The organism is Robiginitalea aestuariiviva (assembly GCF_029537735.1).
Classification (GTDB): Bacteria; Bacteroidota; Bacteroidia; order Flavobacteriales; family Flavobacteriaceae; genus Robiginitalea; species Robiginitalea aestuariiviva.
In genome coordinates, this window is sequence record NZ_JARPUQ010000001.1 from 1039952 (window position 1) to 1066043 (window position 26092).

At 54.4% G+C, this 26092-nt stretch carries 24 protein-coding genes and 1 tRNA gene; 10 read left to right on the forward strand and 15 right to left on the reverse strand.

Translation table 11 applies throughout. The features are described 5' to 3' along the window. The first annotated feature begins 32 nt into the window (after nucleotides 1–32). Together OZ410_RS04615 and OZ410_RS04620 are read left to right on the forward strand one after the other, a co-directional pair. Complete coding sequence (locus tag OZ410_RS04615) at nucleotides 33–1085, forward strand: succinylglutamate desuccinylase/aspartoacylase family protein (protein ID WP_277706746.1); 1053 nt, start codon at nucleotides 33–35, stop codon at nucleotides 1083–1085. Continuing rightward, entirely contained in the window at nucleotides 1082–2206 is a 1125-nt protein-coding gene (locus OZ410_RS04620; RefSeq protein WP_277706747.1) for a DUF819 family protein, read from the forward strand. The genes OZ410_RS04615 and OZ410_RS04620 overlap by 4 nt, the downstream gene beginning before the upstream one ends. 12 nt (nucleotides 2207–2218) lie before the next feature. Here the strand turns inward: OZ410_RS04620 and OZ410_RS04625 are convergent, their stop codons facing one another. Further along, nucleotides 2219–2809 (reverse strand): carboxymuconolactone decarboxylase family protein, encoded by a 591-nt coding sequence (locus OZ410_RS04625; RefSeq protein WP_277706748.1) that lies wholly within the window; start codon nucleotides 2807–2809, stop codon nucleotides 2219–2221. 46 nt (nucleotides 2810–2855) lie between these two features. Between OZ410_RS04625 and OZ410_RS04630 the strand changes: the two genes are divergently transcribed. Both OZ410_RS04630 and recJ read left to right on the forward strand, forming a co-directional pair. Further along, a complete protein-coding gene (locus OZ410_RS04630; RefSeq protein WP_277706749.1) occupies nucleotides 2856–3284 on the forward strand; it encodes an OsmC family protein in 429 nt (142 codons plus the stop codon). A gap of 46 nt (nucleotides 3285–3330) precedes the next feature. Then, nucleotides 3331–5043 (forward strand): single-stranded-DNA-specific exonuclease RecJ, encoded by a 1713-nt coding sequence (gene recJ / locus OZ410_RS04635; protein ID WP_277706750.1) that lies wholly within the window; start codon nucleotides 3331–3333, stop codon nucleotides 5041–5043. Here recJ and OZ410_RS04640 read toward each other — a convergent pair. Continuing rightward, on the reverse strand, nucleotides 5040–5816 hold the full coding sequence (locus tag OZ410_RS04640; RefSeq protein ID WP_277706751.1) for a UDP-2,3-diacylglucosamine diphosphatase: 777 nt from the start codon (nucleotides 5814–5816) through the stop codon (nucleotides 5040–5042). The two genes, recJ and OZ410_RS04640, sit on opposite strands and share 4 nt — an antisense overlap. Nucleotides 5817–5824: 8 nt before the next feature. Beyond that, nucleotides 5825–6277 (reverse strand): 6-pyruvoyl trahydropterin synthase family protein, encoded by a 453-nt coding sequence (locus OZ410_RS04645; protein ID WP_277706752.1) that lies wholly within the window; start codon nucleotides 6275–6277, stop codon nucleotides 5825–5827. 85 nt (nucleotides 6278–6362) lie between these two features. On the opposite strand from OZ410_RS04645, the gene OZ410_RS14470 reads away from it, so the two are divergent. Continuing rightward, a complete protein-coding gene (locus tag OZ410_RS14470; RefSeq protein WP_338156643.1) occupies nucleotides 6363–6521 on the forward strand; it encodes a hypothetical protein in 159 nt (52 codons plus the stop codon). Nucleotides 6522–6569: 48 nt separating this feature from the next. Continuing rightward, on the forward strand, nucleotides 6570–6878 hold the full coding sequence (locus OZ410_RS14475) for a 2OG-Fe(II) oxygenase (protein WP_338156648.1): 309 nt from the start codon (nucleotides 6570–6572) through the stop codon (nucleotides 6876–6878). Between the two features lie 5 nt (nucleotides 6879–6883). Here the strand turns inward: OZ410_RS14475 and OZ410_RS04655 are convergent, their stop codons facing one another. Genes OZ410_RS04655 through OZ410_RS04665 form a run of 3 tightly spaced genes read right to left on the reverse strand, consistent with a single transcriptional unit; the run spans nucleotide 6884 to nucleotide 9449 of the window. Then, nucleotides 6884–7657, reverse strand: a complete 774-nt coding sequence (locus tag OZ410_RS04655) for an enoyl-CoA hydratase/isomerase family protein (protein WP_277706753.1) — start codon at nucleotides 7655–7657, stop codon at nucleotides 6884–6886. A gap of 15 nt (nucleotides 7658–7672) precedes the next feature. Then, nucleotides 7673–9007 (reverse strand): MATE family efflux transporter, encoded by a 1335-nt coding sequence (locus tag OZ410_RS04660; RefSeq protein ID WP_277706754.1) that lies wholly within the window; start codon nucleotides 9005–9007, stop codon nucleotides 7673–7675. Next, nucleotides 9000–9449, reverse strand: coding sequence for a GNAT family N-acetyltransferase (locus tag OZ410_RS04665; protein WP_338156644.1), 450 nt, complete (start codon nucleotides 9447–9449; stop codon nucleotides 9000–9002). The genes OZ410_RS04660 and OZ410_RS04665 overlap by 8 nt, the downstream gene beginning before the upstream one ends. A 121-nt stretch (nucleotides 9450–9570) precedes the next feature. Here OZ410_RS04665 and OZ410_RS04670 point away from each other — a divergent pair, with 121 nt between their 5' ends. Next, the gene (locus OZ410_RS04670; RefSeq protein ID WP_277706756.1) at nucleotides 9571–10368 is read left to right on the forward strand and encodes a universal stress protein; all 798 of its coding nucleotides are present in this window, start codon (nucleotides 9571–9573) and stop codon (nucleotides 10366–10368) included. Nucleotides 10369–10629: 261 nt separating this feature from the next. On the opposite strand, the gene OZ410_RS04675 is transcribed toward OZ410_RS04670, so the two are convergent. Then, a tRNA-Ala gene (locus tag OZ410_RS04675) sits at nucleotides 10630–10703 on the reverse strand. Between the two features lie 124 nt (nucleotides 10704–10827). On the opposite strand from OZ410_RS04675, the gene OZ410_RS04680 reads away from it, so the two are divergent. After that, nucleotides 10828–11538, forward strand: a complete 711-nt coding sequence (locus OZ410_RS04680) for an SDR family oxidoreductase (protein WP_277706757.1) — start codon at nucleotides 10828–10830, stop codon at nucleotides 11536–11538. On the opposite strand, the gene OZ410_RS04685 is transcribed toward OZ410_RS04680, so the two are convergent. The 4 genes from OZ410_RS04685 to OZ410_RS04700 all read right to left on the reverse strand — a co-directional run bounded on the left by OZ410_RS04685 (nucleotide 11516) and on the right by OZ410_RS04700 (nucleotide 20144). Further along, complete coding sequence (locus OZ410_RS04685; protein ID WP_277706758.1) at nucleotides 11516–14275, reverse strand: PD-(D/E)XK nuclease family protein; 2760 nt, start codon at nucleotides 14273–14275, stop codon at nucleotides 11516–11518. The genes OZ410_RS04680 and OZ410_RS04685 overlap by 23 nt on opposite strands. A gap of 65 nt (nucleotides 14276–14340) precedes the next feature. Continuing rightward, nucleotides 14341–15699 carry an OmpA family protein gene (locus OZ410_RS04690; RefSeq protein ID WP_277706759.1) on the reverse strand — a complete coding sequence of 453 codons (1359 nt, stop codon included), beginning with the start codon at nucleotides 15697–15699 and terminating at the stop codon, nucleotides 14341–14343. Between the two features lie 112 nt (nucleotides 15700–15811). Continuing rightward, a complete protein-coding gene (gene kbl / locus OZ410_RS04695; RefSeq protein ID WP_277706760.1) occupies nucleotides 15812–17005 on the reverse strand; it encodes a glycine C-acetyltransferase in 1194 nt (397 codons plus the stop codon). Between the two features lie 4 nt (nucleotides 17006–17009). After that, nucleotides 17010–20144 carry a UvrD-helicase domain-containing protein gene (locus tag OZ410_RS04700; protein ID WP_277706761.1) on the reverse strand — a complete coding sequence of 1045 codons (3135 nt, stop codon included), beginning with the start codon at nucleotides 20142–20144 and terminating at the stop codon, nucleotides 17010–17012. A gap of 96 nt (nucleotides 20145–20240) precedes the next feature. Between OZ410_RS04700 and OZ410_RS04705 the strand changes: the two genes are divergently transcribed. Continuing rightward, entirely contained in the window at nucleotides 20241–20849 is a 609-nt protein-coding gene (locus OZ410_RS04705) for a superoxide dismutase (RefSeq protein ID WP_277706762.1), read from the forward strand. 658 nt (nucleotides 20850–21507) lie between these two features. Here the strand turns inward: OZ410_RS04705 and OZ410_RS04710 are convergent. The 4 genes from OZ410_RS04710 to purN form a co-directional block, all read right to left on the reverse strand. Continuing rightward, nucleotides 21508–23409 (reverse strand): amidophosphoribosyltransferase, encoded by a 1902-nt coding sequence (locus OZ410_RS04710; protein ID WP_277706763.1) that lies wholly within the window; start codon nucleotides 23407–23409, stop codon nucleotides 21508–21510. 36 nt (nucleotides 23410–23445) lie between these two features. After that, nucleotides 23446–24372: a PfkB family carbohydrate kinase gene (locus OZ410_RS04715; RefSeq protein WP_277706764.1), complete on the reverse strand. Its 927-nt coding sequence runs from the start codon at nucleotides 24370–24372 to the stop codon at nucleotides 23446–23448. A gap of 83 nt (nucleotides 24373–24455) precedes the next feature. Then, nucleotides 24456–25091, reverse strand: coding sequence for a ribonuclease H1 domain-containing protein (locus OZ410_RS04720; protein WP_277706765.1), 636 nt, complete (start codon nucleotides 25089–25091; stop codon nucleotides 24456–24458). Continuing rightward, entirely contained in the window at nucleotides 25084–25680 is a 597-nt protein-coding gene (gene purN / locus OZ410_RS04725; protein ID WP_277706766.1) for a phosphoribosylglycinamide formyltransferase, read from the reverse strand. The genes OZ410_RS04720 and purN overlap by 8 nt, the downstream gene beginning before the upstream one ends. Nucleotides 25681–25803: 123 nt before the next feature. Between purN and OZ410_RS04730 the strand changes: the two genes are divergently transcribed. Next, nucleotides 25804–26037, forward strand: a complete 234-nt coding sequence (locus OZ410_RS04730; RefSeq protein WP_009778413.1) for an acyl carrier protein — start codon at nucleotides 25804–25806, stop codon at nucleotides 26035–26037. The last annotated feature ends 55 nt before the right edge of the window (nucleotides 26038–26092 follow it).

A 26092-nucleotide genomic window follows, 5' to 3' on the forward strand; every position in this document is an offset into this window, starting at 1 on the left:
AGGCGTACCTTACTTTCCGTGAAGGTATGCTTATGAAAATTCCCATCCTTATCTGTTTGGCATTGCTGGGCATTGGCATGCAGGCCCAGGAGAAAGACCTGTCTATCCCCGAAGTAGACGAATTACCCCTTTCTGCCCAGCCAGCCGGGACCCTGGCCCGATATTGGCTGAAGGTGGGTTCCGATGCCCAGGGGCGGTCCGTGGTGGTTCCCGTTCTGCTGGTTAAGGGGGTGGATCCGGGGCCCGTACTCGGGGTTACGGCGGCCGTGCACGGCAATGAAGTGAACGGCATCCGGGCGGCCCAGGAGCTTTGCGAACGGACCGACCCAAAAAGCCTTCGGGGCGTTGTGGTAGCCATACCCGGGCTCAACCCCCAGGCCATAACCCGGCTGGTGCGGGAATACCCGGATGGGGAGGATTTAAACCGGGTGTTTCCCGGGAAGGCCGGCGGGAACGAATCCCAGGTCATGGCCCATGCCATCAGCCAGAAACTCCTGCCCCACCTGGATTACCTGGCAGATTTGCACACGGCCAGTTTTGGTCGGGAAAACTCCCTCTACGTGCGGGCAGACCTGCAGCAGGATACCCTGCTGGCGCTGGCGACAGGTTTTGGGGCCGATGTAGTACTGGACAGCCGTGAAGCCTCTGCCGGCAGCCGCACCGGGGGTACGCTCAGGGAGGCCGCTGCAACCCAGGGCATACCGGGGTTTACGGTAGAGCTTGGCAACCCACAGGTATATCAGCCGGAACTCATTGACCGGGGGGTGGCCGGCTTATTGCAGGCCATGGATGTACTTGGAATGCGCTCCGGAACTTCGGAATCCTTTCCGGCTCCGGTTGTATGCAGCAGGTCCTTTTGGGTGTACACGGACCAGGGCGGGATGCTGGACAGCGTCCCGGCCCTGCTGGAACAAATTACCCAAGGCCAGTTAATCGGGGTGCTGCGCAATGCTTTCGGGCAGGAAATTACCCGGTATTACGCACCGGCCAGCGGGGTGGTGATCGGGCGGGCGAGCAACCCGGTGGTCCGCTCCGGGGGCCGTATTCTCCACCTGGGAATCATTGCCAAAATGGCTGAGGAATGATTCCCTGGATCATATTTGGGTGTACGGTACTCGGCATCCTTTGGTTGGGCAGGCTGCAGCTACCCTGGTTGCAGCGGTTTTTTGACTGGGTACCCAGCATCTTACTGGCCTATCTGATCCCGGCCCTGGTGTGCGGCCTGTTGGGATGGAATTTCTCGGAAGACCCCATTCACAGCTGGAGCCGGAACCTGTTTATCCCCCTGGCCATCGTCACTACCATGAGTAGCCTTTCCCTGAGTAAACTGAAGGCCGTTGGCTGGCGCCCCCTGTTGCTCTTTTTTTCGGGTTCTGCCTGGATTGCCCTGTTTCCCCTGGCAGCTCTCGGATTTTATCAGCTATGGGCCCCGGGGGAATTTCTTTTTGCACAGCCCGATTACTGGCTGGGCGTTCCTCCCATTGTGGGCAGTTGGATCGGGGGCAGTACCAGCCAGCTGGTCCTGAAGGAACTCGCCCGCTGCCCGGAGGGGATTTTTCTCTCGGTCCTGGTCCTGGATGCCCTGCTGGTAAACCTCTGGACCATCCTGATGTTCCAGTGCATCCGCCGCAGCGATGCCATCAACGCCTGGCTGGGGATACGGGAGTCCGCACCGCCTGCAGAGGTAGACCAGGCCCCTGGCGACCAGGCCAACCGGTTGCTGACGCTTCTGGTTGTGGCCGGGGCCATCCTGCTGCTGCATACGCTGGCGGACCGGTTTGCCCTTCAGGTGGTAGCTCTTTCACTGCTAGGGTTGCTGCTTGGGAATACCATTCGCAGCTGGGACCGCGGATTTGCCCTTCGCGTGGGCGGGGTTACCATCCTTTGCGTAATGGCCATACTGGGGTTTCGCCTTCGGATTGAAGCCCTTTCTTTTTCGCCGGATTTTTTCTGGTTTCTGGTCGTATGGCTGGTGGGGCATTTTGCCGTGATGCTCACACTTGCCCGTGTCCTTAACGTCCATGTGGCCTGGGTGCCTATAGCGAGTATGGCCAATGTGGGAGGTATTGCGACGGCCCCGGCGGTAACGGCGGCCTATCGAAAGGCCTGGATGCCCCATGCCGTGCTGCTGGCAATCCTGAGTATGGCCACAGGGACGTTCTGGGGAATGTTAACCCTGGAGGTCCTGACCCGGATGCTGGAATAATCCGGAGGAACTTCAGGCGTGTTTGCCGCGTTCCCACCCGTATTTGCCCAGGTATCTGTTCCCGCTTTCCACGGCTCCTTCCTCAATGGAAGTACCCATGGAGTCGTTCCAGCGGTTCAGGTATCCAAACAGGGAGATCACTCCGAGCATTTCCACAATTTCGCCTTCGTCCCAGTGGGCGTATAACCGGGATTTGATGGCCTCATCCACGGTGTTGGGCACCTGGGAAGCGGCCAGTGAAAAATCAAGGGCCGCGCGCTCGGCTTCGGAAAATGCCGGATGCGTCCGGTATTCCCAAATGTTTTCCAGTTGCTCTGCCTCGGCTCCATAGCGTTCTGCGGCCCGGATGGCATGTGCCTGGCAGTACCGGCACCCTGTAGCGTTGCTGCTCACCCAGGCGATCATGCGCTTGAGGGCCGAAGTTACCCGGCCCTCGTTGGCCATCACGGCCTTGTTCAATTCAATAAAGGCCTTGGATATGGCCGGGCGGCGTTGCATGGTCAGGACTGAATTCGGGCAGAACCCGAGGGTCTCGTTAAAGAACTCGGCCAGTTTCCAGGTTTCGGGATCTGCGTTGGGATCCAGGGGGGTTACAAGCGGCATAAAAGGGCTATTTTGTTGTACTTTTGACGGGAAAGAAACAAAAAATATGGCATCCACCAATCATATCACCCTGAAGTGGCTCGGCAATATGGCTTTCGAAAGCACCAATCCTTCCGGCCTGACTTTCCGGATTGACGCCAGCCCGGATGATGGCGGACAAGGGGAGGGCTTGCGGCCCAAGGCCCTGATGCTGAGTTCCCTTGCCGGGTGCTCCGGGTTGGACATCGCCTCCATGGTCCGCAAAATGAAGCTGGAGGTGGACGAATTCCGTGTTGAGGTGTATGGGGACCTTACGGAATCGCAGCCCCAGGCCTATGAGGCGGTTCGTGTGGCCTTCCATTTCACGGGGCGGGATTTACACCGGCCCAAATTGCAGCGTGCCGTAGACTTGTCGGTAGAAAAATACTGCGGGGTTATCCGCATGTTCAGGGAATTTGCCACCCTGGAATTCGAGACCGTATTCCACGAGGCTTAATTTCGGCCTGCATTCTTTTTGCACCGCACCCCGTTAATTTTATTCCATGCACTGGACGTACAAAGAAGTACCTGATACCCAGAAGGTCAATGCCCTTTCGGAGGCGTTGCATGTTTCGCCACTGGTTGCGGCCCTGCTGGTGCAGCGCGGGGTGGAATCCTTTGAGGCGGCCCGCCTCTTTTTCCGCCCAACCCTGGAAGACCTTCACGACCCCTTCCTGATGCGGGATATGGATGCCGCCGTGGCGCGGGTGGAGGCAGCCCTTCAAAATGGGGAGCGCATCCTGGTTTTTGGGGACTACGATGTGGACGGCACCACGGCCGTAGCCCTGATGAGCTCTTATCTGGATGCCCGGGGTGCCCCCGTGGCCACCTATATCCCGGACCGGTATGCCGAAGGTTACGGGCTTTCCTACCAGGGGATTGATTTTGCCGCAGACAATGAAATGGGGTTGATTATTGCCCTGGATTGCGGGGTAAAGGCCCTGGACCACGCGGCATATGCAGCAGAAAAAGGGATAGACCTGATTGTTTGCGACCACCACCGCCCCGGCGATTCCCTGCCCCGGGCCGTAGCCGTCCTGGACCCCAAACGGCCGGATTGCGAATACCCGTATAAGGAGCTCTGCGGTTGCGGGGTTGGCTTTAAACTGATTCAGGCCTTAGAAGCCCGGAGGGGAAATGGGGCGGAAACCCTGTTGCCTTATCTGGATCTGGTGGCCATTGCCATTGGGGCGGATATTGTCCCCATCACCGGCGAGAACCGGGTGCTGACCTTTTTCGGGCTCCAGGTGATCAATACGGATCCCCGGCCGGGGATTCAGGCCATGATCAATGCCCTGGAACGCGACCAGTTTCAGGTCTCGGACCTGGTGTTTCAGATCGCGCCCAGGCTAAACGCTGCAGGGCGCATGCAGCACGGACAGGAGGCCGTGGCCTTGCTCACGGAAAAGGACCCGGCCACGGCGGCCCGCAAGGCGGCGGAGATCGATGCCCTGAATGCCGCCAGGAAGGAAACCGACCAGGCCATGACGGACCAGGCCCTGGAGCAGATCCACAACCAGGGGGAAACCCACCGGATGAGCACTGTGGTTTATCGGGAGGATTGGCACAAGGGGGTGATCGGGATTGTGGCATCCCGCCTGATTGAAACCTATTACCGCCCCACCCTGGTATTTACGCGCAGCGGCGATAAACTGGCGGCCTCTGCTCGGAGCGTGCGGGGGTTCGACATCTATGCGGCCCTGGAATCCTGTTCGGATTGCCTGGAACAATTCGGGGGGCATACCTATGCGGCGGGGTTAACCCTGGAACCCGAGCGGTACGAGGAGTTCAAGGCCCGTTTTGAGGCCGAGGTGTCCCGGAGTATACCTCCGGAATCCCTGACACCGCAGCTTACGGTCGATTTACCCATCCAACTGGACCAGATCGATGCCAAACTGGTGCGCATCCTGCGGCAATTTGCCCCTTTTGGCCCGGGCAACCCCAGCCCGGTTTTCAGTGCCGGCCCGCTGCAGGACACCGGATATGCCCGCACCGTTGGGGGTAATGGCGACCACCTGAAGCTCGCTGTGACCCAGGGAGGGGCAGGCCCGATAGGGGGGATTGGTTTTGGCCTGGGACACTGCCTTTCCGAGATCGAGCGGGGGAAACCGTTTGAAGCCGCCTTTTCCATTGAGGAAAACCACTGGCAGGGGCAAACGCGCCTGCAACTCAAGGTAAAGGATTTACGGCCGTACCGGCCGGGGGGTGTCAGCTAGGAAGATTGCGGGGGGTGCTTCTCCAGACGGAACCCGGAGGCGTCAAATACGCCATAGGTGAAGTGCCCGATCCAATCCCCCAGGTTAAAGTAGGTGGAATCCGGGGATAGGGGGATTTCCAGGGGGAGGTGGCGGTGCCCGAAAACAAAATAATCGTAATGGGCCTCGGTGAGTTTACGCCGGGCATATTGTACCAGCCATTCGTTTTCTTCGCCCAGAAAACGCACGTCTTCATCCCCGGAAATCAGCTTGTTCTTGACGGAAAAATAATGCCCCATCCGCACCCCGATATCCGGGTGTAGCCAGCGGAACAGCCATTGCGCCAGGGGGTGCGTAAATACTTTTTTCATGCGCTTGAACCCTTTATCTCCGGGCCCAAGACCGTCCCCGTGACCAATAAAGAAGCGCTTTCCACCTATCTCGAATACCTGGGGTTTGTGAAAGACAGGGACGCCGAGTTCCGCTTCGAAATACCCCCGCATCCACAGGTCGTGGTTGCCGACAAAATAATAGACGGGAACCCCGCGGTCCGACAGATGGGCCAGGGCGCCCAGTACCCGGGTAAAGCCTTTGGGGACAACCGTTTTGTATTCGAACCAGAAATCGAAGAGGTCCCCCAGCAGGAAAATGGCAGCGGCCTCATCCTCAATGGCCCGCAGCCATCGTACAAATTCCTTTTCCCGGGGCAGGCTGGCTTCCCGGTCCGGCGCACCCAAATGGTTGTCGCTGGCAAAAAAGACTTTCTTTCCCGAGGGAAGGGCTATAGGTTTCATGGGAAGGGTCATGGGTTATCACTGGCATACCATTCCGCATAGGCTGTTCCGGTTTCCCGCAGCCGGATGGAATGCAGGCGGATGTTTTCGGGCAACCGGTCCTTAATACGCCGGGCAAAATCGATGACCATATTCTCGCTGGTGGGCTGGTAATCCGCCAGGATCACTTTGTGGCCCTCCTGTTCCAGGGTCCGGGCCAGATCTACATGGGGAGTATTGCGGTTAAAGACCGTGGCATGGTCAAACGGGTCTACAATTTCTTCCTTGACTATGGTTTTCAGGTCCCCGAAATCCATAACCATGCCCAGCTTAACCTGCCCGGGTTCGGCAATGGGCGTTCCCGAAACCGTAACGGCCAGGTGGTAGCTGTGGCCGTGGACGTTACGGCATTTGCCGTCGTACCCGTACAGGGCGTGGCCGGTTTCGAAGGTGAACTCTTTGGTGATGCGAATGGTGGACATAGGCGAATGAAATCCCTGCAAAAGTAGAAATTCTGTCTGAGCTGAACGTTTTTAGACTACATTAGCGCACTTTTTTTGGCATTCTATGTCGGATGAACTTTTTGAGCAACTGGACTTTACGCCCAACCCGCTCTACGAGAAGATCATTTCGGATCTGATGGAACAACACTACAGTGTGGTTCCGGGATTCCTGTCCGGGTCGCTAACAATGGCCCTGAGGACCCTGTTGCTGGAATTTTTTTAGGAGCTGGACCAGCTCATTGCTTATCTGAACCGGACCTGCTTCCTGGGGATTGCCAGTCGGGAGTTCCATTATGCCCTATACCCGGAAGGGAGTTATTACCGGCGCCACCTGGATGTGTTCCAGAACGACGACCGGCGGCGGCTCTCGCTGATCTGCTACCTGAATGAACCGGACTGGACCCCTGCGGATGGCGGCGAGCTGGTGCTGTATACCCAGGGGGAGAAAGGCGAGAAAGCGGTTTGGGTAGACCCGCTTCCCGGGCAGTTGGTGCTGATGGAGAGCCATATCCTGGAACATGAGGTAAAACCCACGCAAAGGCCCCGCCTAAGCCTCACCGGATGGTTTAAAACGCATTGAGGGATTCAGGATTTCGATTTAAAGGCCTTCAACTGGCGTTGGGTGGTGTCCGAAAGCGCAAGTTTACCGGTTTGTTCGGCCCGGGCAGGGAGGAGTTCCTCCCAATGGCCGGTGCCTTCCCAAAGGGCAGCTTTCATGGCTTCCAGTGCAGCAACCGGGGTTTCCGCCAGGGCTGAGGCGAAAGCCTCGCCTTCCTTGCGCAGCTCCTTCTGGGATTCATAAACGCGGGCAAAGAGCCCTTTATCTTTGGCCCAATAGGCGCTTTTCCATTCTTTGGGGCTCAGGGACATTTCGGCAAGGCCTGCGGCCCCTGTTTTACGGGCTACGGCCGGGGCGATCACCAGAGGGGCAATGCCAATACTGAGTTCCGAGAGGCGCACGGAAGCCGCTTCGCAGGCCAGGGCGTAATCCGAGGCGGCAATGAGGCCTACGCCCCCGCCTACCGCTTTTCCCTGTACCAGGGTCACAATGGGTTTCGGGCAGTTTTTCATCGCCAGGATTACCCGGGCAAAACCGCTAAAAAACTGGCGGCTTTCTTCTTCGGTGCTTACAGCCAGCAATTCGTCAAAGGAGGCGCCGGCACAGAAGGCCCGGTCGCCTTCAGATAGCAGTAAAATTACTCCAAGGTCCTTACGCGTTCCCAATTCCCGGATTTCCTGTTCCAGCCGATCGAGCAATTCGGAATTCATCGCATTGCTGGACGGGTGGCCAAATTCCACCAGGGCCAGGGAACCCTGGATGCGGGTGTAGAGACTGCCTTGGGATCGGGAGGTGGCCATGGTTTTTTTTCAAATTTATGTGTTTTGCAAGAGGGGGCGAAATTTTCGACGGAAGTCCCAAACCAAAGCGCCCCCGCGGATAGCCATCCAGACCATCATGGCCGCCCAGATGCCATAGAGCTGCCACCCCAGCCATACGCCAAGGTAAAGGGCGGGCAGGAAGCCGAGAAAGGTGGCCACCAGTAACACATTCCGCAAAAACCGCATTTTCCCCATGCCCTTGTACAACCCGTCATAAATAAAGGCCAGGGTATTTACCGGCATCCCCAGGATGACAATAATAAAGATCTGACTGAAGGCTTCAAGCACTGCCGGATCTGAGGAAAACAAGCGCCCCACCTGGTTGTAGAACACCCCGCCGGCAAGCATTAGCATTGCACTGACCACCCACCCGTACCGGAGGGCTTTACGGGCCAGCAACCACAACCTGTCGTAATCCCGGGCACCCAGGAATCGTCCCCCGAGGATTTTTCCGGCAGCGGAGTACCCGTCTATGAAGAAGGCTGCAAACAGCCATAGGTTAACGGCAATGGTGTGCGCCCCAATATAGCGGTCGCCCAGGGCTGTGGCTTCCCGGACGGCAAATAGCAGGGCGATGTTCAGGGAGAGGGTGCGCACAAACAGGTTTAAAGCCATGCCCACCAACCGTTTTAATTCGGGATGCAGGGGTAGGGTAAACCGCAAGCCAACCTGCGTCCGGCGCAGCAGCAGGAACAGGGCCAGGCCCGCCATTACCCCCTGGGCAATAAGGCTGGCCCAGGCTGCACCCTCGAGGTTCATCGGATCAATCCAGCCCGCAATCCCATAGACCAGCGCCAGGTCCAGGACAATGTTGATTAAGGTACCCGTAAGGGCAATCAGCATGGGCCAAACGGTATTTTGAAGCCCCTGGAATATTCCCATGATGGCAAAGGTGAAAAGGGTCAGTGGAAACCCCCACACCCGAATCCCGTAATACGAAACACAATACTCCAGCACCCGGCCCTGGGCATTGAGTAACTGGAAGATCCCTTCGCTAAAGGGGAGGGTGGCCAGCAGGATCAGGATACTCACCGAAACGTTGAGGTAAATGGCCTGGGCCGGCAGGGAGCCGATCTCGGACAAGCGTCCGGCCCCAAGGTATTGGGCAACAATGGCAGAAATGGCAGACCGGGTCTGGCCCAGTATCCAGATCAGCATGGACAGAAAAGCGCCAACAATCCCTGCAGCCGCCAGGGATTCTACCCCAAATTCGGGAATATTGCCGACAATTGCTGTATCGGTGATGCTCAGTACAGGTTCGGCTATACCGGCAAAGATGGCGGGGATAGCCAGGCGGTTGATACTTCTTGAACTCAGTTCTTTACTCACGTGGGGAAGGGCTTAGAATGCGTTCATAACAGTAAAAGGGGTAGGCACTCTGGTTGGGGAAATAGACCGCCCCAAGTCTTTGGTATCCCCTTTTTTCATAGAAGGTTTGATTACGGCGGTTGCGGCTGAAGGTATCCAGGCGGATGGAAACGGCTTCGGACAGGGCTGCCTCCTGCTCGGCGAAGTCCATAAGCTTCAGGGCAAATCCGAGCCCCTGGAAATCCGGGTGAACCGCCAGGCGGTGTACATACCTGTTATTGCGATTGGGCGTTAACCAGGTAATGGCTTCGTATTCTGCATCCATCCGATCCGAAAGGGCCACGCAGCCCACCAAAGCTTTTTGGTGTTCCAGAATAAAAAGTTCCTTTCGGCCAATATCTTCATTAAAGGCTTTTGCGGAGGGATAGGCCTGGTTCCACTGGAAGATGCCTCTGGCCCGCATTGCGGCCCCACAAGCCTGTGTTAGGGCCAGAATCCGGGGGATTTCATGTACTTTTGCGGGGCGAATCACGCTACTGAAGCATTTTGTGTAAATTTAGATAATAATCCATACCAGGCTTCCCATGAAAAACATCCTCGTCCCTGTTGGCAATCCGGAAAGCGCACAGGAAACCCTGAAATATGCCGTAGACTTCGCGGCGGCCTTTGACGCTCAGATTTATGTCATGGAAGTTTTAAGCCTGGGCTCCCGGGCCGGAGACCTGAAGAATGTGAAAGGCAAAATCATCGAAAGTAGCCAGGAACGGTTACGCGAACTCATTTCCGGCATAGACGCTGGAGGGGTAGACCTAAAAATTGCCACCTATACCGGAGACCTGATCGATGGCCTGAATGAATTGGAACGGGAACTGGATATTGATCTCATTATAATCGCACCCCGCAGTGTGGAAATTGATGAGGAACTTTATCTGGGCAATACTTCCGGGAAAATCATCAAACGCACAGATATCCCTACATTAATTGTTCCCAAGGGAGTCAAATTTACCCCTTACGCGTCTATCCTGACTGCTTTTCGTTCAGGGGTGCTCAAGCGAAAACGCATCCTGAAGCCCCTTTTGGCCATACAAAAACGCTTTGAGGCTACGGTAAATCTGCTCATGGTGAAAACGCCCAACTATACGGACGACGACCTGAAGATCGATACGGCACTCATGGATATGGCCTCGCAGGTTACCATGACGGAACAGGCAACCACTTACCTTGGAGTACTGGAGCATATCCAGGCCCACCAGCCAGACCTGCTTTGCGTTTTTCGCAGAAAGCGGGGTTTCTTCTCCAGCCTTTGGGAGAAGAATACGATTCGCAAGTCCGAATTCTCTGTTCGGATACCGGTACTCGTGCTCAGTGTGAAGAAGTACTAAGGGGAATCCCTTTTTTAAGTAGCCGCAAGGCCATTGCATATTCCGGCAATATGTTGTGAAAAGGGGGCGTGTTCTGCCCCCAGGGGGTAGCACTATCCCGGTAGCTGCAAACGGTTTTCCGGGTTGCCGCGTATCTTCACATCGGGGTGGGGATTAGGCTCCCCCGGGAGTGCTTAAAAACAAAAAAACCACTCGAGTTTACTCGGTGGTTTTTTTAGGCTTTGGCCCGTAATCCAAATTCTGGATGTAGTGCCTGATTTGTGGAGAATACCGGAGTCGAACCGGTGACCTCTTGCATGCCATGCAAGCGCTCTAGCCAGCTGAGCTAATCCCCCAGAAACTAGACGGCAAATTTACGCTTTTTATGTGAATTGCAAAATAGTGCCCGGGTTTTTTTATGCCCCCGGTTATGCGTCTTCCCGCCATGTAGTATCTTGTATATTCCAAAAATATGAACCGATGGAAAACATGAAAGACAAGGTCGCCTATATCACCGGTGGCTCTAAAGGAATTGGATTGGGTATTGCTCAGGTTCTGGTGCGCCAGGGCATGCGGGTAGCCATAAGTGGCAGGGATGAAAAGGCCCTGAAAGCTGCGGCCAGCTCCCTGGATGCGGAACGGGTTATGCCCCTGGTTTCAAATGTTACCTCTCTGGCAGACGAAGAGGAAGCCGTAAAGGCTATCCTCTATCGGTGGGGGCAACTCGATGTAGTGGTGGCCAATGCCGGGGTGGGCCATTTTTCGCCTGTAGACAGCCTGAGCGTAGACCATTGGAACCAGATGATCAACACCAACCTAACCGGGGTCTTTAACACCCTCAAAGCGGCTTTGCCGGCCCTGAAGGAGTCCCAGGGATACTATATTACCGTGGCCAGTCTTGCCGGGACCAATTTTTTTGCGTCCGGGGCAGGATACAATGCTACTAAATTCGGCGTGGTAGGTTTTACTCAGGCGGCTATGCTGGACTTGCGGCCTTTTGGCATTAAGGTGTCCACCATTATGCCGGGGTCTGTGGCTACCCATTTTAACCAGAATGAACCGGGGGATAAGGATGCCTGGAAGATCCAGCCTGAGGATATAGGAGAACTGGTATGGGACCTGTTAAAAATGCATCCCAGGACGCTTCCCAGCAAAATTGAAGTACGGCCTACACGTCCGGATCTGAAGTAAGCAGTTCCTGAGGGGCCATAAATGGAATCTGTGAATCAAAGATGCGGCCGATCAAGGCCTGCAGTGGGATAGCAAATGCCCCGGTCATGGCCGGGTTCAGGGTTTCGTCGCGGGATTTCTCCTTGCGCAGGCCAAACCATTGCCGCCCTTGATTCAGGTTGCGGAAAGAAACGATTCCTGCGCGAAAGGACGCCTCCGGGGCCGATTGCTGATAGAGCCAGGCATAACACAACAATTGGAAAGCCTTGTTCCGTTCAGGCCCGGTACAGGCATCTTCCCAGGAGTCAATCCGAAGGTTTGCGGGCTCTACCCGTCCGGTTTTATAGTCGATAATACGTACCTCTCCATCAATGGATTCAATCCGGTCCAGGGTGCCTTTGAGGTAGATGGGGATGTTGAGCCCGGGTACGGTTATGGAGGCTTTCAGAGGCTGTTCCACCCCCAGAATACGGACTTCATGCCTTTTGACCTCCCTGCTTTCCTGGTCCAGGAACATCTGGAGGTGCTGTTCCATGACTTTCAAGGCAATTAAGTTTTTTCCGCTTGCACGCTGGCCATGCAGATAATGCGCTGAATAGGCTTTGCCCAGAATCTCCGGGACCTGAGAGCGCATGTGCTCCAATACGCCTGCTGTGAGTACCTGGCCGGTTAATGGGCGATACAGGTCTTCCAGGGCCTGGTGCAGTACCGTTCCGAAGGTGTTCGCGGCCACGGTTTCCTCCAGGCTTTCCGATTCCGGGAGGCGCAGGACCTGCCGCTGGTAAAACTCCATGGGGTCTTTGATGAATCGGGAAAGGGCAGTTGGCGAAAAGCCGGAAGATGCAATCTCTGCCAACCGCTCCAGCAGGGCAGGTTCCTTCCGGATCGAAAACGGCCTGGGCGGCTCATGGCTGAATTCGGGAATGGCTGTCCGTTCCTTTATATAGGGCGATAAAACCGGATCGGACCGCAACTGCTGGATAAACCGGCTGGGTTCTCCACCCTCCAGGGCGTCTGCCTCCGTGTTGTAGAGCAGGTATATGTTTTTGGCCCGCTGCAGCAGCCGGTAGAAGTGGTAGGCATAAATGGCATCTTTTTCCTTGAATGTGGGCAGACCAAAATCCTTTTTGACCTCATAGGGGATAAATGAATTATGGCTTTTGCCAGCCGGGAGTACGCCTTCGTTGACCGCGGTTAAAATAACCGTTTCAAAATCCAGGTTTCTACTCTCGAGCATCCCCATAAGCTGAAGCCCTTCAAGGGGTTCCCCCTGAAAATCCAGTTGTTCTTCGGCCAGCAATTGGTCAAAGAGCAGTTCCAGGGCACTAATGGAGGCAATATAAGGGTATTTCTCGCAAAGATCCGCCATAGGGGTAAACAACCGGTAAAAATGCCGGAGTTGCTCCAAAATGATTTTGTCCGTGGCATGCTGGTATACCGTTTTAAGTTCCAGGATCAGGTTCAGGGTTTTACGGAGATGGTCCCGGGGACTGGTACTGGCAGTACTCAAAAGAAGTTCTACCACCAGCCGGGGTAAACCCAGGGCCTCCAATTTGGCTTTATCCAGGCGCGAGGGGTTCTCGGCAATGATTCGGGATCGGATTTTATGTGGGGTAATACCCAGCTTACGGAACCAGGGTTGCAATAAGGGGTTTTCCAGTAGTTCCAGGATGTGGTGAACCCCCCAGCCGGCCATGTGGTAATCCTGTGCGGCGGTAAACCGCAATCCGAAGACTTGTGCCAGCGGGCTGTGCCGTAGCGGGTAACCCATGGTAATATTTACAGCTGAGATAGTACCGGGAAGGCTATGGAGCATCGGGTCCAGGTGGGATTCATCACCAAGGACGATAGCGCATTGATCTAACCGCTCTGGCAGTTTGGCATGCAAGTCCTTTACGATCTGACCTACGTAACGCGCCTGGGCAATGGTTTTGGGCAAGCCAACTACCTGTATATTCTTTTGGGAATTTAAATGGTTACCTGTTCCCTGAAGTGTTCCCCTTAAAATGGACCATTCCCTGAGATATTTCCGGAGGAAGAGGCCGGCATCGTGAACGGGGTGCTGTACATAATGGGTGTCTGCATCCCAAAATATCTGCGCCCTTCCGGCCTGGAGAAAACCTTGTATTAGCGTTTTTTCGGCCGTATTCAGCGCATTGAAGCCAATAAAGACAAAGGTTTTATCCGGGTGGTTAGCCAGGTATTGGGGATAGGCCTCTACTGCGGTTCGGTAAACTTGTCCCTGATATCCCATCCCCTGCGCTCTCAGGGAGTTCCTCAGTTTTTGGTACAGCGGAAGCAGGATCTTCCAAAAGGCAATACGACGCTCGATCATGTCCGTGGTTTCTCCATCGGGCATCCAATGCCGGATCTCCTTCAGGGCAGCGAGATATTTGAAAAGTGACGGGGCGTCTACCAGATAGCGGTCAATTTCATTAAAGTCCTGTAACAGGGTAGGAGCCCATTTGGCAAAATCTGAAAAAGACTCCTTCTCAAGCCCGGAATCTGTTTCCAAATAGGCTTCATATAGGCAGAAAAGGCTTTGTAACCTGGGGGAATACCGTTGGTCAGCAAGATGTGACACAAAATCTTCGATACTCCAAACCTGAGGCATCAACATGGTCTTGCCGGCCTTTTTCGCCATGCGGTTTTTCAGGAAATACCCGGCGCGTTTGCTGGGCAACACCAGCACCAATTCCTCGGGGCGGGTTTTCCAGTCCGGCAATTGATCCAGTACTTGATCCAGGAAGGTTTGCATACCTTAAAAATAAAAAAAGCCCCGGCTTTGCAGCCAGGGCTTTTCTATATGGAAGCGTAATTCGCTTACTTAATCAGGTTGATCTCAACGCGACGGTTTTGAGTCCGTCCAGCACGCGTGTTGTTGGAAGCGATCGGGCGATCTTCGCCAAATCCTTTCGCAGTCAGGCGGGCTGCATCGATGCCTTCGTTGATCAGGAAGTCGCGTACCGCATTGGCACGGGCTTCGGACAGACGCTGGTTGGTAGAAGCGCTACCTACACTGTCGGTGTGACCTTCTACGGTAAAGTTGGCAGTCGGGTATTCGTTCAGGATGCGGATGATGTCTACAAATACGCTGGTAGACTCGGGCTTCAGAGAAGCTTTTCCGGTGTCGAACAGGATGGTACGAGCGTACTCATTCAGTTGCTTCTGAACTTCTTCAGTTACTTCAGGGCATCCGTTGTTAGCTACGGTACCGGCAACATCAGGACATTGGTCGTCTTTGTCAAGAACACCGTCTCCGTCTGTATCAGGCCAGGGGCATCCGTTGTTTTCAGCAGGACCAGCCTCGCTCGGGCAGTCGTCGTCTTTGTCGGCTACACCGTCGCCATCAGCATCGGGGCATCCGGACAGAGCGGCCAGACCAGCTTCATTCGGGCAGGCATCATCTTTATCAGCAACACCATCACCGTCAGAATCGGGGCATCCGTTCATTTCCATGGAGCCGGGCTCGTTCGGGCAGCTGTCTTTGGCATCTTCGATACCATCGCCGTCAGAGTCGGGACATCCGTTAAAGGCCTCAAGACCGGCAACTTCCGGACAAGCATCATCGCGATCGTAGATGCCGTCACCATCGGTATCGGTTCCACCGAAGCGGATGGAGATACCAGCCAGGTGCTGGAAGTGGCGTACGCCGTAATCTTCGAAGGCGTGCTTATATTGGGATTGCAGGGTCAGGCCGATGAAGTCGGTGAACCAGTAGTTGATACCAACGCCACCATTAACGGTACCGGCGCCGATTTCGTCAACCCAGGTGTAACCACCACCAACTTCCAGGAACGGATCAATCTTGGTTCCTTGAAGGAAGTTGTACTTGATGAGACCGTCAATCGCATAGTGAGACAGGTCGTCGGCTTGAACATCACCCAGTTTGGAAATACGGTTCAGGGAACCACGTGCACCCACTGAGAAACCGTCTCCTACATAACGCGAAAGGGAAATGTAGGAAATGGACGGAAGGATGTTCCAGTGGTCGTTCGCGTTGAAGTACTCACTGAACAGTGTTCCGGTCGGGTAGGAGGCATTAGTAGCATTGGTGGGATAAACGTCAATCGCGTTTAAACCAAGGCTGATTTGCCAGGGATTGTTTTCATCCTGAGCTTGAATGTTGTTAAACCCAAGAACAACCAGGCCAACAACCAATATTCTGCTAAGCTGTTTCATGTTCAAATTTTTAAGTTTAAGTGTTTATCAGAGGCAAATGTAAGTTGTTAAATATTATTAACAAAATCATTACCTTATTTTTTTCATGCCTAAAATGCCCGGATTACGGGGCTTAAATCACATCCAGTGCTTTTCCGACCCGGGTAAAAGCACCAATGGCTTTATCGAGATGTTCGCGGGTATGCGCAGCGGACAATTGAACCCGTATCCGGGCCTTCCCTTTTGGAACTACCGGATAGAAAAATCCGATCACATAAATGCCCTCATCCAGCAGCTGCCTCGCCATTTCCTGAGCGAGTTTAGCATCGTAGAGCATTACCGGGACTATGGCGGAGTCCCCGTCGATAATATCAAAGCCTGCCTGCTTCATCCCGGCTTTGAAATAGGCGGTGTTTTCGTCCAATTGCGTTTTGAGTGACTGGTCCCGCTCCAGTAATTCAAAAACCTTGATGGACGCCCCTACAATGGCCGGGGCCAGGCTATTGGAGAACAGGTATGGCCGGGAGCGTTGGCGGAGCATCTCAATGATTTCCTTCTTACCCGTGGTATACCCGCCCATGGCGCCCCCAAGGGCCTTGCCCAGGGTGCCGGTAATAATGTCGACACGACCCATCACATTTTTTTCCTCCAGGGTACCTACCCCTGTGGGGCCGATAAACCCTGCGGCGTGGCACTCATCAATCATGACCATGGCGTCGTATTGGTCCGCCAGGTCGCAGATGGCATCCAGCGGGGCTACCAGCCCATCCATTGAGAACACCCCGTCCGTTACGATAATTTTGAAGCGGGCCTGGTCCGCCTCGGCCTGTTGCAGCTGGCGTTCGAGGTCCTCCATATCCCCATTGGCGTAGCGGTAGCGTTTGGCCTTGCACAGCCGAACCCCGTCTATAATGCTGGCGTGGTTCAGGGCGTCGGAGATAATGGCATCCTCCGGGCCGAGCAGGGGTTCAAAAACGCCCCCGTTGGCATCGAAGGCTGCGGCATAGAGGATGGTGTCTTCCGTGCCGTAGAATCTGGCAATGGCGGCCTCCAGTTCCTTGTGTATGTCCTGGGTGCCGCAGATAAACCGCACCGAAGACATGCCAAACCCATGGGTGTCCAGGGTGTCTTTGGCGGCCTGGATCACCTCCGGGTGGGCGGACAGCCCCAGGTAGTTATTGGCGCAGAAATTCAGGACTTCCTGCCCTGTGGAAACCCGGATTACCGGGCCCTGCGGGGTGGTGATGATCCGTTCCTCCTTGAAGAGGCCGGCCTCCCGAATGTCTTCCAGTTCTGCTTGTAAATGTGCCTGTATCTTTCCGTACATAATGTTAGGGTATATCGATTAAGATTTCCGTTTCTGAAATGTAGGCCAGGATGCCGCGAACATTCCTGTGGCCCATTTGCTCCAGGGCCCTTGCATATCCGGCCAGTTGTTCGCGGTGGCCGGCTGCCGGCCGGCCGGTTTTGTAGTCGATTACCACTACTTCCTCCGGTCGGAGCACCACCCTGTCGGGTCGCAAAATTAGCCCATTTTCGGTTATGATGTCGCGCTCACAGTAGACTTGGAGCCCTGCCTTAAAGTAGGCTTGCAGTTCCGGGTGGGTCACCACGCGCTCCAGGATGCGGGTCAGGTTGACTTGTTCCTCTGCGGGGACGTAGCCTTCGGTCACCATTTCGGATACGGCGCCGCCGATGTCGCTTACCGTGGTTACCAGGCTTAACCCCAGGTGGATGAGGTTTCCCATGTTCAGCCTGCTTTCCCGTTCGGTTTCCCAAAGACGGGCCGAGGCGGTCACTAACTGAAGGTTTTTACGGTCCCCTTCAGAATAGGCCAGGGGCAGGGTTTCCTCCTCCTGTCTGCCCTTCGGATGCCGCCCAGGAGCTAATTTCCCGAAGGTATAAACCCGTTGTTCCGGATCCCATTGCCCGCCCGCCTGTAAGTAACCCCGGTACAGGGCGCCGTAGTCCGTGAGGCTTTCCTTTTCCGAATCCGACCGCAGCCGGGTGAGGATAAACATGGCCTCTGCCGCCCGGGTCTGGGCCACATACAGCACATTGAAGGCGTCCAGTTCCAGCCGCTCCTGTTCCTGCCGGTAGGCTTCCCGGGCCACGGGCCCGTAATGTTCCATTTCCTTTTTCTTGGAAACCTGCAGGAAAGGAAACCCGGCAAAAGCTTCAGGATCTACAGGCAGCCAGATACGGGGGCGTTGTTCTTTATAGATCTGGGTGTCGGCAAAGGGATAAATCACTACGGGGAATTCCAGCCCTTTGGCTTTATGGATGGTCATCAGGCGTACTGCATCGCGTCCTTCGGGGGCGGCAATGCTCAGGGTATCCGCCTTGGCTTCCCAGTAGCGGAGGAAGGTGGCCAGGGAGGAGTCCTGTTTCCGGCTGATCTCCTGCGCCAGGTCCAGCAAAGCAACGAGATAGGCGTCCCCGTTCCCGCCCAGGTCAAATTTCCCGATGGCTTCTTCCAGAATGTCGTAAACGGATCGCATAGCGGCTTCCGAGGCGTTAAAGCCCAGGGTTTCCCATATTTTTGCCGGGCGGCTTAAGCCTTCGAGCATCGCCGAATGGGCGTCTTTCCTTTCCCGCAACAGGTAACACAACAGGTCAAATACCGGGTTGGGGTCCTCAGGTTCCAGCAAATGCTGCAACAAGTGGATTAAAAAACCCACCCCGGGGTGGTTGCGCAGCAGGAGGGTTTCGGAAGAAATAATGGGGATTTCGCCTTGCATCAGGCGGTTGGAGACCGCTACCCCCTCCTGCCTTTTCCGGGTGAGCACGCAGATGTCCCCAGGGGTGTAACCGGAATCCAGCAGTTGCCGTATCAGTTCCAGGGTGCGATCCACGTAGGCCGTTTCCACTTCCGGCACCTCCGGGTCCAGAAATTCCAGGTGCACCAGCCCGGCATCCTGGTTATGGGCTGTTTGCCTGCTTTGTGAAGCGAAGAGTTCCCGGTATTCCGGATGCGACAATTGGTTCCCGTGCTGGGCAAAAAAGGTGTTGTTGAAGTGTACCAGGGTATCCCGGCTCCTGAAATTCCTGGGCAGGGTTATGGTTTCCGGCGGCACGGAAAACGGGTTGCCGGGCCCCCGGGAAAGGCCGATAAATTGTTCGGCCCGCCCGCCCCTCCAGCGGTAAATGGCCTGTTTGGCATCCCCCACCAGGATCAGGGAGCCTTGCTTTCCGCCCTCGTCCACGCTTTCCAGCGCATTGCCGATGAGCGGGATCAGGTTTTGCCACTGCAATTCCGAGGTGTCCTGAAATTCGTCAATAAAGTAATGCCGGAACTTTTCCCCCAGGCGCTCGTATATATACGGGGCGGGTTGCCCGGCAATCTCCCTGGCTATGATGGCGTTAAACCGGGCTACGGGCAGGAGCCCTTCGGCTTCCTGCAACCGCTGCAATTCCGCCTGCAGCATTCCCAGGACCGTAAATGGGGCCATGTTGGCATCTGCATTCTCTAAGAAGGCCCTTTGGGGGAGCAACTCCAGCAGGGTATTCAGGGCGCTGGCCCAGGCCGGGAGGTGTACCCGCATCAGGCTTTGCGTCTGGGCATCCACTCGCTTTGGGAAGGGGTCTTTTTCGGCAAATTCCAACAGCCATTTGGCCTGGGTGTTCACATCAAAATTCCGGTCCCGGATACGTTGCAGGAATTTCGGAAAGTACTGCCCGCTGAAATCTCCAAATTCCAAACCCAGTTCATCCAGGTGCTCCAGCACGCCCCGGGCGGTGGCCCCCAATTCTGCTTCGCATGCCGCCTGCTGGGCCTTCAGGGCCTGGCGCAGCGCCCGATAATCGGCAATGTTTTTCTGCCCCAGGGAATCCAGGTAGCGAAAATGATTTTCGTTGAACAACATCCTGCCCATTTCCATGAGGTCCCGGCCAATGTCCCAGCTCTTGTCCTCCGCGGATTTTTCAAGGGCGAATTCAATGAGGGCGTGGGTGAGTGCAGCATCTTCCCCTGTACGCTGGATCAGGGCATCCACAGCCCTGGCCAGCAGGGCATCCGTATCCAGTTCCACCTCAAAATGTGCGGGTAATTGCAGGTCCTGGGAAAAGGTGCGCAAAATCCGGTGGTTAAAGCGGTCTATGGTGGAGATATCAAAAAATGCGTAATTGTGGAGTACCTCCTGTAAGACTGTATCAGCCCGTTGGCGTAAGGCTTCACGCTCCAGGCCAAGCTGTAACTGCACGTCCCGAAACAAGTCTGAAGGAGCGTCTTCCGCCCGCGTTTCAGAAAACACCTTAAGCTGGCCCAGGATACGCTGCTTGAGCTCGGAAACCGCTTTGTTGGTAAAGGTGATAGCCAGCATTTCCCGGAAGGCCTGCCCGGCGCCCGGCGCCAGCAGCAGGCTCAGGTACTCCCGGGCAAGGGTGTAGGTTTTCCCGGAACCGGCCGAGGCATTATAGATACGAAAGGGTGAAGGTGCGGGAACCATTACCTGCAAATTACGCATTCTAAGGGGGTTCTTAACAATATATTAGCGGAAAGTGTTTGTTAAAAACCGTACTTTTGGTCAACAAGGATTATTAATTAAAATCACGCGTATTTTATGTCTTTTCAATTGCCGAATTTACCGTACGCGTATGATGCCCTGGAGCCGCATATCGATGCGCGGACCATGGAAATTCATCATACCAAGCACCATAACGGATATACCAACAACCTGAACGCTGCCATTTCAGGCACAGCCATGGAAGGCCAGTCCATTGAAGCCATTCTGGGCGGACTGGATATGGACAATATGGCCGTTCGCAACAACGGTGGAGGATACTACAACCACTGCCTGTTCTGGGAAATTATGGGTCCCAACGCCGGGGGAGCCCCTACCGGAGAGCTGGCAGACGCCATTAATGCTGCTTTCGGATCCTTCGATGGCTTCAAAGAGGCTTTCAGTAAGGCTGCTGCCACCCGTTTTGGATCCGGATGGGCCTGGCTTTGTGTACAAAAGGGAGGAAAGGTTGAAATTTGCTCAACCCCCAACCAGGATAACCCGCTTATGCCTGGCGTAGGTTGTGGCGGGCACCCGATCCTCGGGATTGATGTGTGGGAACATGCATATTACCTGAACTATCAGAATCGCCGCACGGATTATATCGGCGCGTTCTACAACGTAATCAACTGGGATAAAGTTGCCGAGAACTACGCGGCCAATAAATAAGAAGCCCAACCCTTTAGTTTAAAGCCCCGCCTTGCCGGGGCTTTTTTTATGGATTGTAGCCAATAGAAAAGGGCAGAGAAACCTCTGCCCTTTTCATCCCAAATCTTACCATAAACTTAACCTACTTATGCTATGGCAGGACTAAATTACTGGCTTTAAGAGAAATAACAAAGGATTTTACCATTTTTTTGGAAAAATCCCATAGTTTAAACAAGGTTACAGGAGGAGATAGCTTCGATATCAGCCCTTTAAAGAATAGGGTTAAACATAAAAAGGCAGGGTTCTCACCCTGCCTTTTCCCCAAATCTTACCATGAACTTAACCTACTTATGCTATGGTCCTGCCAAAGTAAGCCGGATTATTGCCCGGGAAGGATGTTTTTGGACGAACGCCAAAGAAATCCGATAAACGGTACGCTGGGAGCAGGCATCTTACAGGGGAGGCGTATGCCTTGTCGGGCGGTGAAGGGTGCAGTAGGACGGAAAATAAAAAAGGTGGAGAAACTCCACCTTTTTTGCCCCAAATCTTACCATGAACTTAACCTACTTATGCTATGGCAATTCTAAAGTACTGGCGTTCCGTCCAGTAGCAGGATAAATCCGACAAACAACCCCTTTTATCGATGAAATGCATAAAACTGTGCATTTCATCGATAAGATCAATAGGCGCGCTCGTTCCGCCCTTCGTAGAAATTCACAAAGGAACGGTTTACCACACGGTTCCCTCCTGGTGTTGGGTATTCCCCTGTGAAATACCAATCCCCGAGGTTCTTCGGGCAGGCGGCATGCAAGTTTTCTATGGTCTGGTAAATGATCTTTACTTCGGCCTTGATCTCTGGCGGACTCAGCAATTCGGCAATCTTATCTGAAATTTCCTCCGGGGTGAAAGGGGCATAAAACGCCTGCACATGATTGGGTATGGATTCCATACTTTCGGAAACCAAGGAAGCCTTGCATTTTTCATAAATCTCCTGGATAATGGCTTCGGTGCCGTGTTCCCGATGTAAGGCCAGTGCAGCGCGGAAGGCGATAAAGTCTTCCAGTTTGGCCATGTCTATGCCGTAACAATCCGGATACCGGATTTGCGGGGCAGAAGAGATCACGATGATTTTTTTCGGATGCAGGCGGTCAAGGATCCGGAGGATGCTCTTGCGCAGGGTGGTTCCGCGTACAATGCTGTCGTCAATAATAGCCAGGTAATCGCCCGGGTTCACCGACCCGTATGAAATATCGTATACGTGCGCCACCAGGTCGTCCCTGCTGCTGTCCTGGGTAATAAAAGTTCGCAGCTTGGCGTCCTTGATCGCTACCTTTTCGATCCGCGGGCGTATCTCCAGAATGGCCTGGAGTTCCTCTGGGTCTATCTCCGAACCCATGGCCAGGATCTGCTCCCCTTTTTTCTTGTTGAGGTAATTCTGGGCTTCCCGCAGCATCCCCAGGAAGGAAGTTTCTGCTGTGTTGGGGATATAGGAGAAGACCGTATTCTTCAAATCGTGGTCTATGGCCTCCAGGATCTGGGGGAATAATAACATCCCCAGTTTTTTCCGCTCCTCGTAAATCTCCTTGTCGTTGCCCCGGGAGAAATAGATTCGCTCAAAGGAACAGGCTTTGCGTTCGCGGGGCTCCTGTATTCTTTTAATCTGGGTTTCCCCGGATTTCTTGACAATAATGGCGTGCCCCGGCGGCAACTCTTCCACCTGGGCGTAAGAGGTATTGAATACCGTTTGTATAGCAGGGCGTTCCGAGGCGACCACCACGATTTCATCGTCTTTGTAATAATAGGCGGGCCGGATACCTGATGGATCCCGCAACACAAAGGCGTCCCCGTGGCCGAGTAACCCGGCCATGGCATAGCCCCCATCCCAGTTCTTGGAAGATTTCCGGAGGATTTTCCCCAGATTCAGGCGCTCCGCAATCAGGGGAGAGGCTTCCATTTTGTTAAAGCCCTCCTTTTTAATTTGTTTATAGAGTTTGGCCACCGCGTCGTCCAGGAAATGGCCGATTTTTTCCATAACCGTGATGGTATCGGCAAGTTCCTTGGGGTGCTGGCCCAACTGCACCAGGTTATCGAACAATTCCTTTACGTTGGTCATGTTGAAGTTCCCGGCCACAATCAGGTTGCGGTGCATCCAGTTGTTCTGCCTCAGGAAGGGATGGACACTTTCTATGCTGTTCTGCCCAAAGGTGCCGTAACGCACATGGCCCAAGAGAAGTTCGCCCACATACGGGATGTTTTTCTTCTGCCAGGCCACATCCTCTACCCGTTCCGGGTGTTCCTTCAGGGCGGTGTTCACCCGTTCGTTGATGCGTTCAAAAATATCCTGAATGGGCTGGGAAAGGTTGGAGCGTACCCGGCTCATGTAGCGCTCCCCTGCGTTCATGTCCAGCTTGATGCTCGCAAAACCGGCGCCATCCTGCCCCCGGTTGTGCTGTTTCTCCATCATGAGGTACATTTTGTTAACCCCGTAGAAGGCTGTGCCGTATTTCTCCTGGTAGTATTCCAGGGGTTTCAGCAAACGAATGAGAGAGATTCCGCATTCGTGTTTGATGGCGTCGCTCATGCCCGCAAAAGTATAAAATCTGGACGGTACTCCATCCTATTCTACCTCGATATCGAATTGGGTCAGCTCACGGAATTGCCGCAGGCGGGACTGAATTTCTTCGGAAGCCAGGTTCTGCAGCCTTTCGGTGCCAAAGCGTTCCACGCAAAACGAGGCCAGGTTGGAGCCGTGGATGACGGCATTTTTCAGGTTGTCAAAAGACAGGTTTTCGGTTTCGGCCAGGTAGCCCGAGAAGCCCCCGGCAAAGGTGTCGCCGGCCCCGGTGGGGTCAAATATATCTTCCAGAGGCAGGGCCGGGGCAAAAAAGATCCGGTCTTTGTGGAAGAGCAGGGCGCCATTTTCCCCTTTTTTGATAACTACGTAATCCGGGCCCATGGCGCTGATCATGGCTGCCGCCTTAACCAGGGAATATTCCCCGCTCAATTGCCTGGCCTCTTCGTCGTTGATGGCAATCACGTCAATCTCCCGGATCACATCCATTAGGGTATCCCAGGTATGGTTCATCCAGTAGTTCATCGTATCCAGCACAGTGAGCTTGGGTTTGGTCCGCATCTGCCGGATTACATCCATCTGGATTTCCGGGTGCAGGTTGCCCAGCATCAGCACATCGCTGTCGCGATAGGATTCCGGAACCACGGGGTTGAAGTCTGCCAGCACATTGAGCTCTGTGGCCAGGGTGTCGCGCCGGTTAAGGTCATTGTGGTACTTCCCGCTCCAGAAAAAGGTTTTCCCTCCCCGTACTACCTCAATTCCCGAAGTGTCAATTCCCTTATTGCTTAGCAGGTCCAGGTATGGCCTGGGGAAATCTTCTCCCACCACAGATACAATGGCGGCATCGTTTTTATACAGGGAGGCAGCCAGGCCAATAAAGGTGGCTGCACCCCCGAGAATTTTGTCGGATTTTCCAAAAGGGGTTTCAATGGCGTCGAAAGCCACCGTACCTACAATTAAAAGTTTACCCATGGGATGCTCAGCAAATTTGATGCAAATATAGGGGATTGCACGGGCTTAAGGCCTGTGCCGGGGGCAGGAATCGATGCCCGGGATCACTTCCTCCCGAAATCCGCGGGGATCTCGCCCCATGCCTTCGTTTCCCATTTCACCACCGGAGTGGTGTAGGCATGAGTCTGCAGCCAGGTCTCTGCCCGGTCAATCAACTCAAACAGCGGCTCGTTTTTGGCCGTTTCCTCTAACTTGGTATTGCATTTTTTCTTGCGTACCCAGCTAATGGCCGTGCGGGAATCCGAATAGATGACCCGGTTGCTGTCCTGTTTTTTAAGATAGGCAAGGCCGTGTACAATGGCCAGGAACTCTCCAATATTGTTGGTGCCTTCGGGGAACGGGCCCTGGTGGAACAGGCGTTTTCCCGTACGGGTGTCCACGCCCTGGTATTCCATCACCCCCGGGTTGCCGCTGGAGGCGGCATCCACGGAAATGGAATGGTAATTCGGGGCGCCCAGGCGGGCCAGTTGTTCGGCACTCAGGGATTTGCCTTTTTTTTTGCCTGCCAGGGCGGCCCGGTAGCCGCTGCGAAAGGCATGCTGGGCCTGGGATTTCTCCGGAAATCCCATATACTGGGCACCCTTAAAGCCCTCAATTTGCTTTTTACAGGCTTCCCAGCTGCTGTAAACGCCCGGGGTTTTGCCTTTCCAAACTGCGTAGAATTTATTCTTTTCAGCCATGACTCAGGCCCAGAAGGTTTTGTATGGTTTCCGGATAATGAGCGTATTCGAGCTGGTGTACTTTGGCAGCCACCATTTCCGGGGTGTCATCAGGTTTCACCGGGACACGGGCCTGGAAGATCACGGCGCCTTCGTCGTAGGCGGCATTCACATGGTGGATGGTGATGCCGGTTTCCGTTTCGCCCTGGTCTACCACGGCCTGGTGCACATGCATGCCATACATCCCCCTGCCCCCGAATTTGGGCAACAGGGCCGGGTGGATATTCACAATGCTACCGGGGTATTCGGCTATGAGGCTTTCCGGGATTTTCCAGAGGAACCCGGCCAGTACAATCAGGTCCGGTTTCAATGCCCGGAGCAGGCCCAGCAGGCCCGTTTCCTCCTGATAGGCTGTCCGGTTAAAGCAGTACAGCGGCAGCCCCAGCCGCTTGCACCGGTCTATTACCCCGGCCTTGGGGTTGTTGCAGAGCACCCCTGCAATGCGCACCCGGGTATCGCCCTTAAAAAAAGTAGCGATCCGCTCTACATTACTGCCGGAACCGGAGGCAAACAAGACCAAATTCCGGGGGTTATTTTGAGAAAAATCCATGGGAACAAAGGTAGTACGGCCATGCCTTAATTAGGTGCGGTGGCGTACATTTTATCGGGAATTGATGGTTTTAATCCAAAGTTTGTTATTTTTGCCAACAATTCAAATCTAAAACCAAACGATATGTCAGACATTGCATCAAGAGTTAAGGCTATCATCGTTGATAAGCTCGGTGTTGACGAAAACGAGGTGGTTGCTGAAGCCAGCTTTACCAACGACCTGGGTGCAGATTCCTTGGATACAGTAGAGTTGATCATGGAATTTGAAAAGGAATTCGATATTCAGATTCCGGACGATCAAGCTGAAAATATTGCTACCGTTGGCCAGGCTATTAGCTATATAGAAGAGGCCAAGTAAGTAGATACTTTCCGTAAAGTCAAATTATCCATGCTGCACAGGGCGGCATGGATAA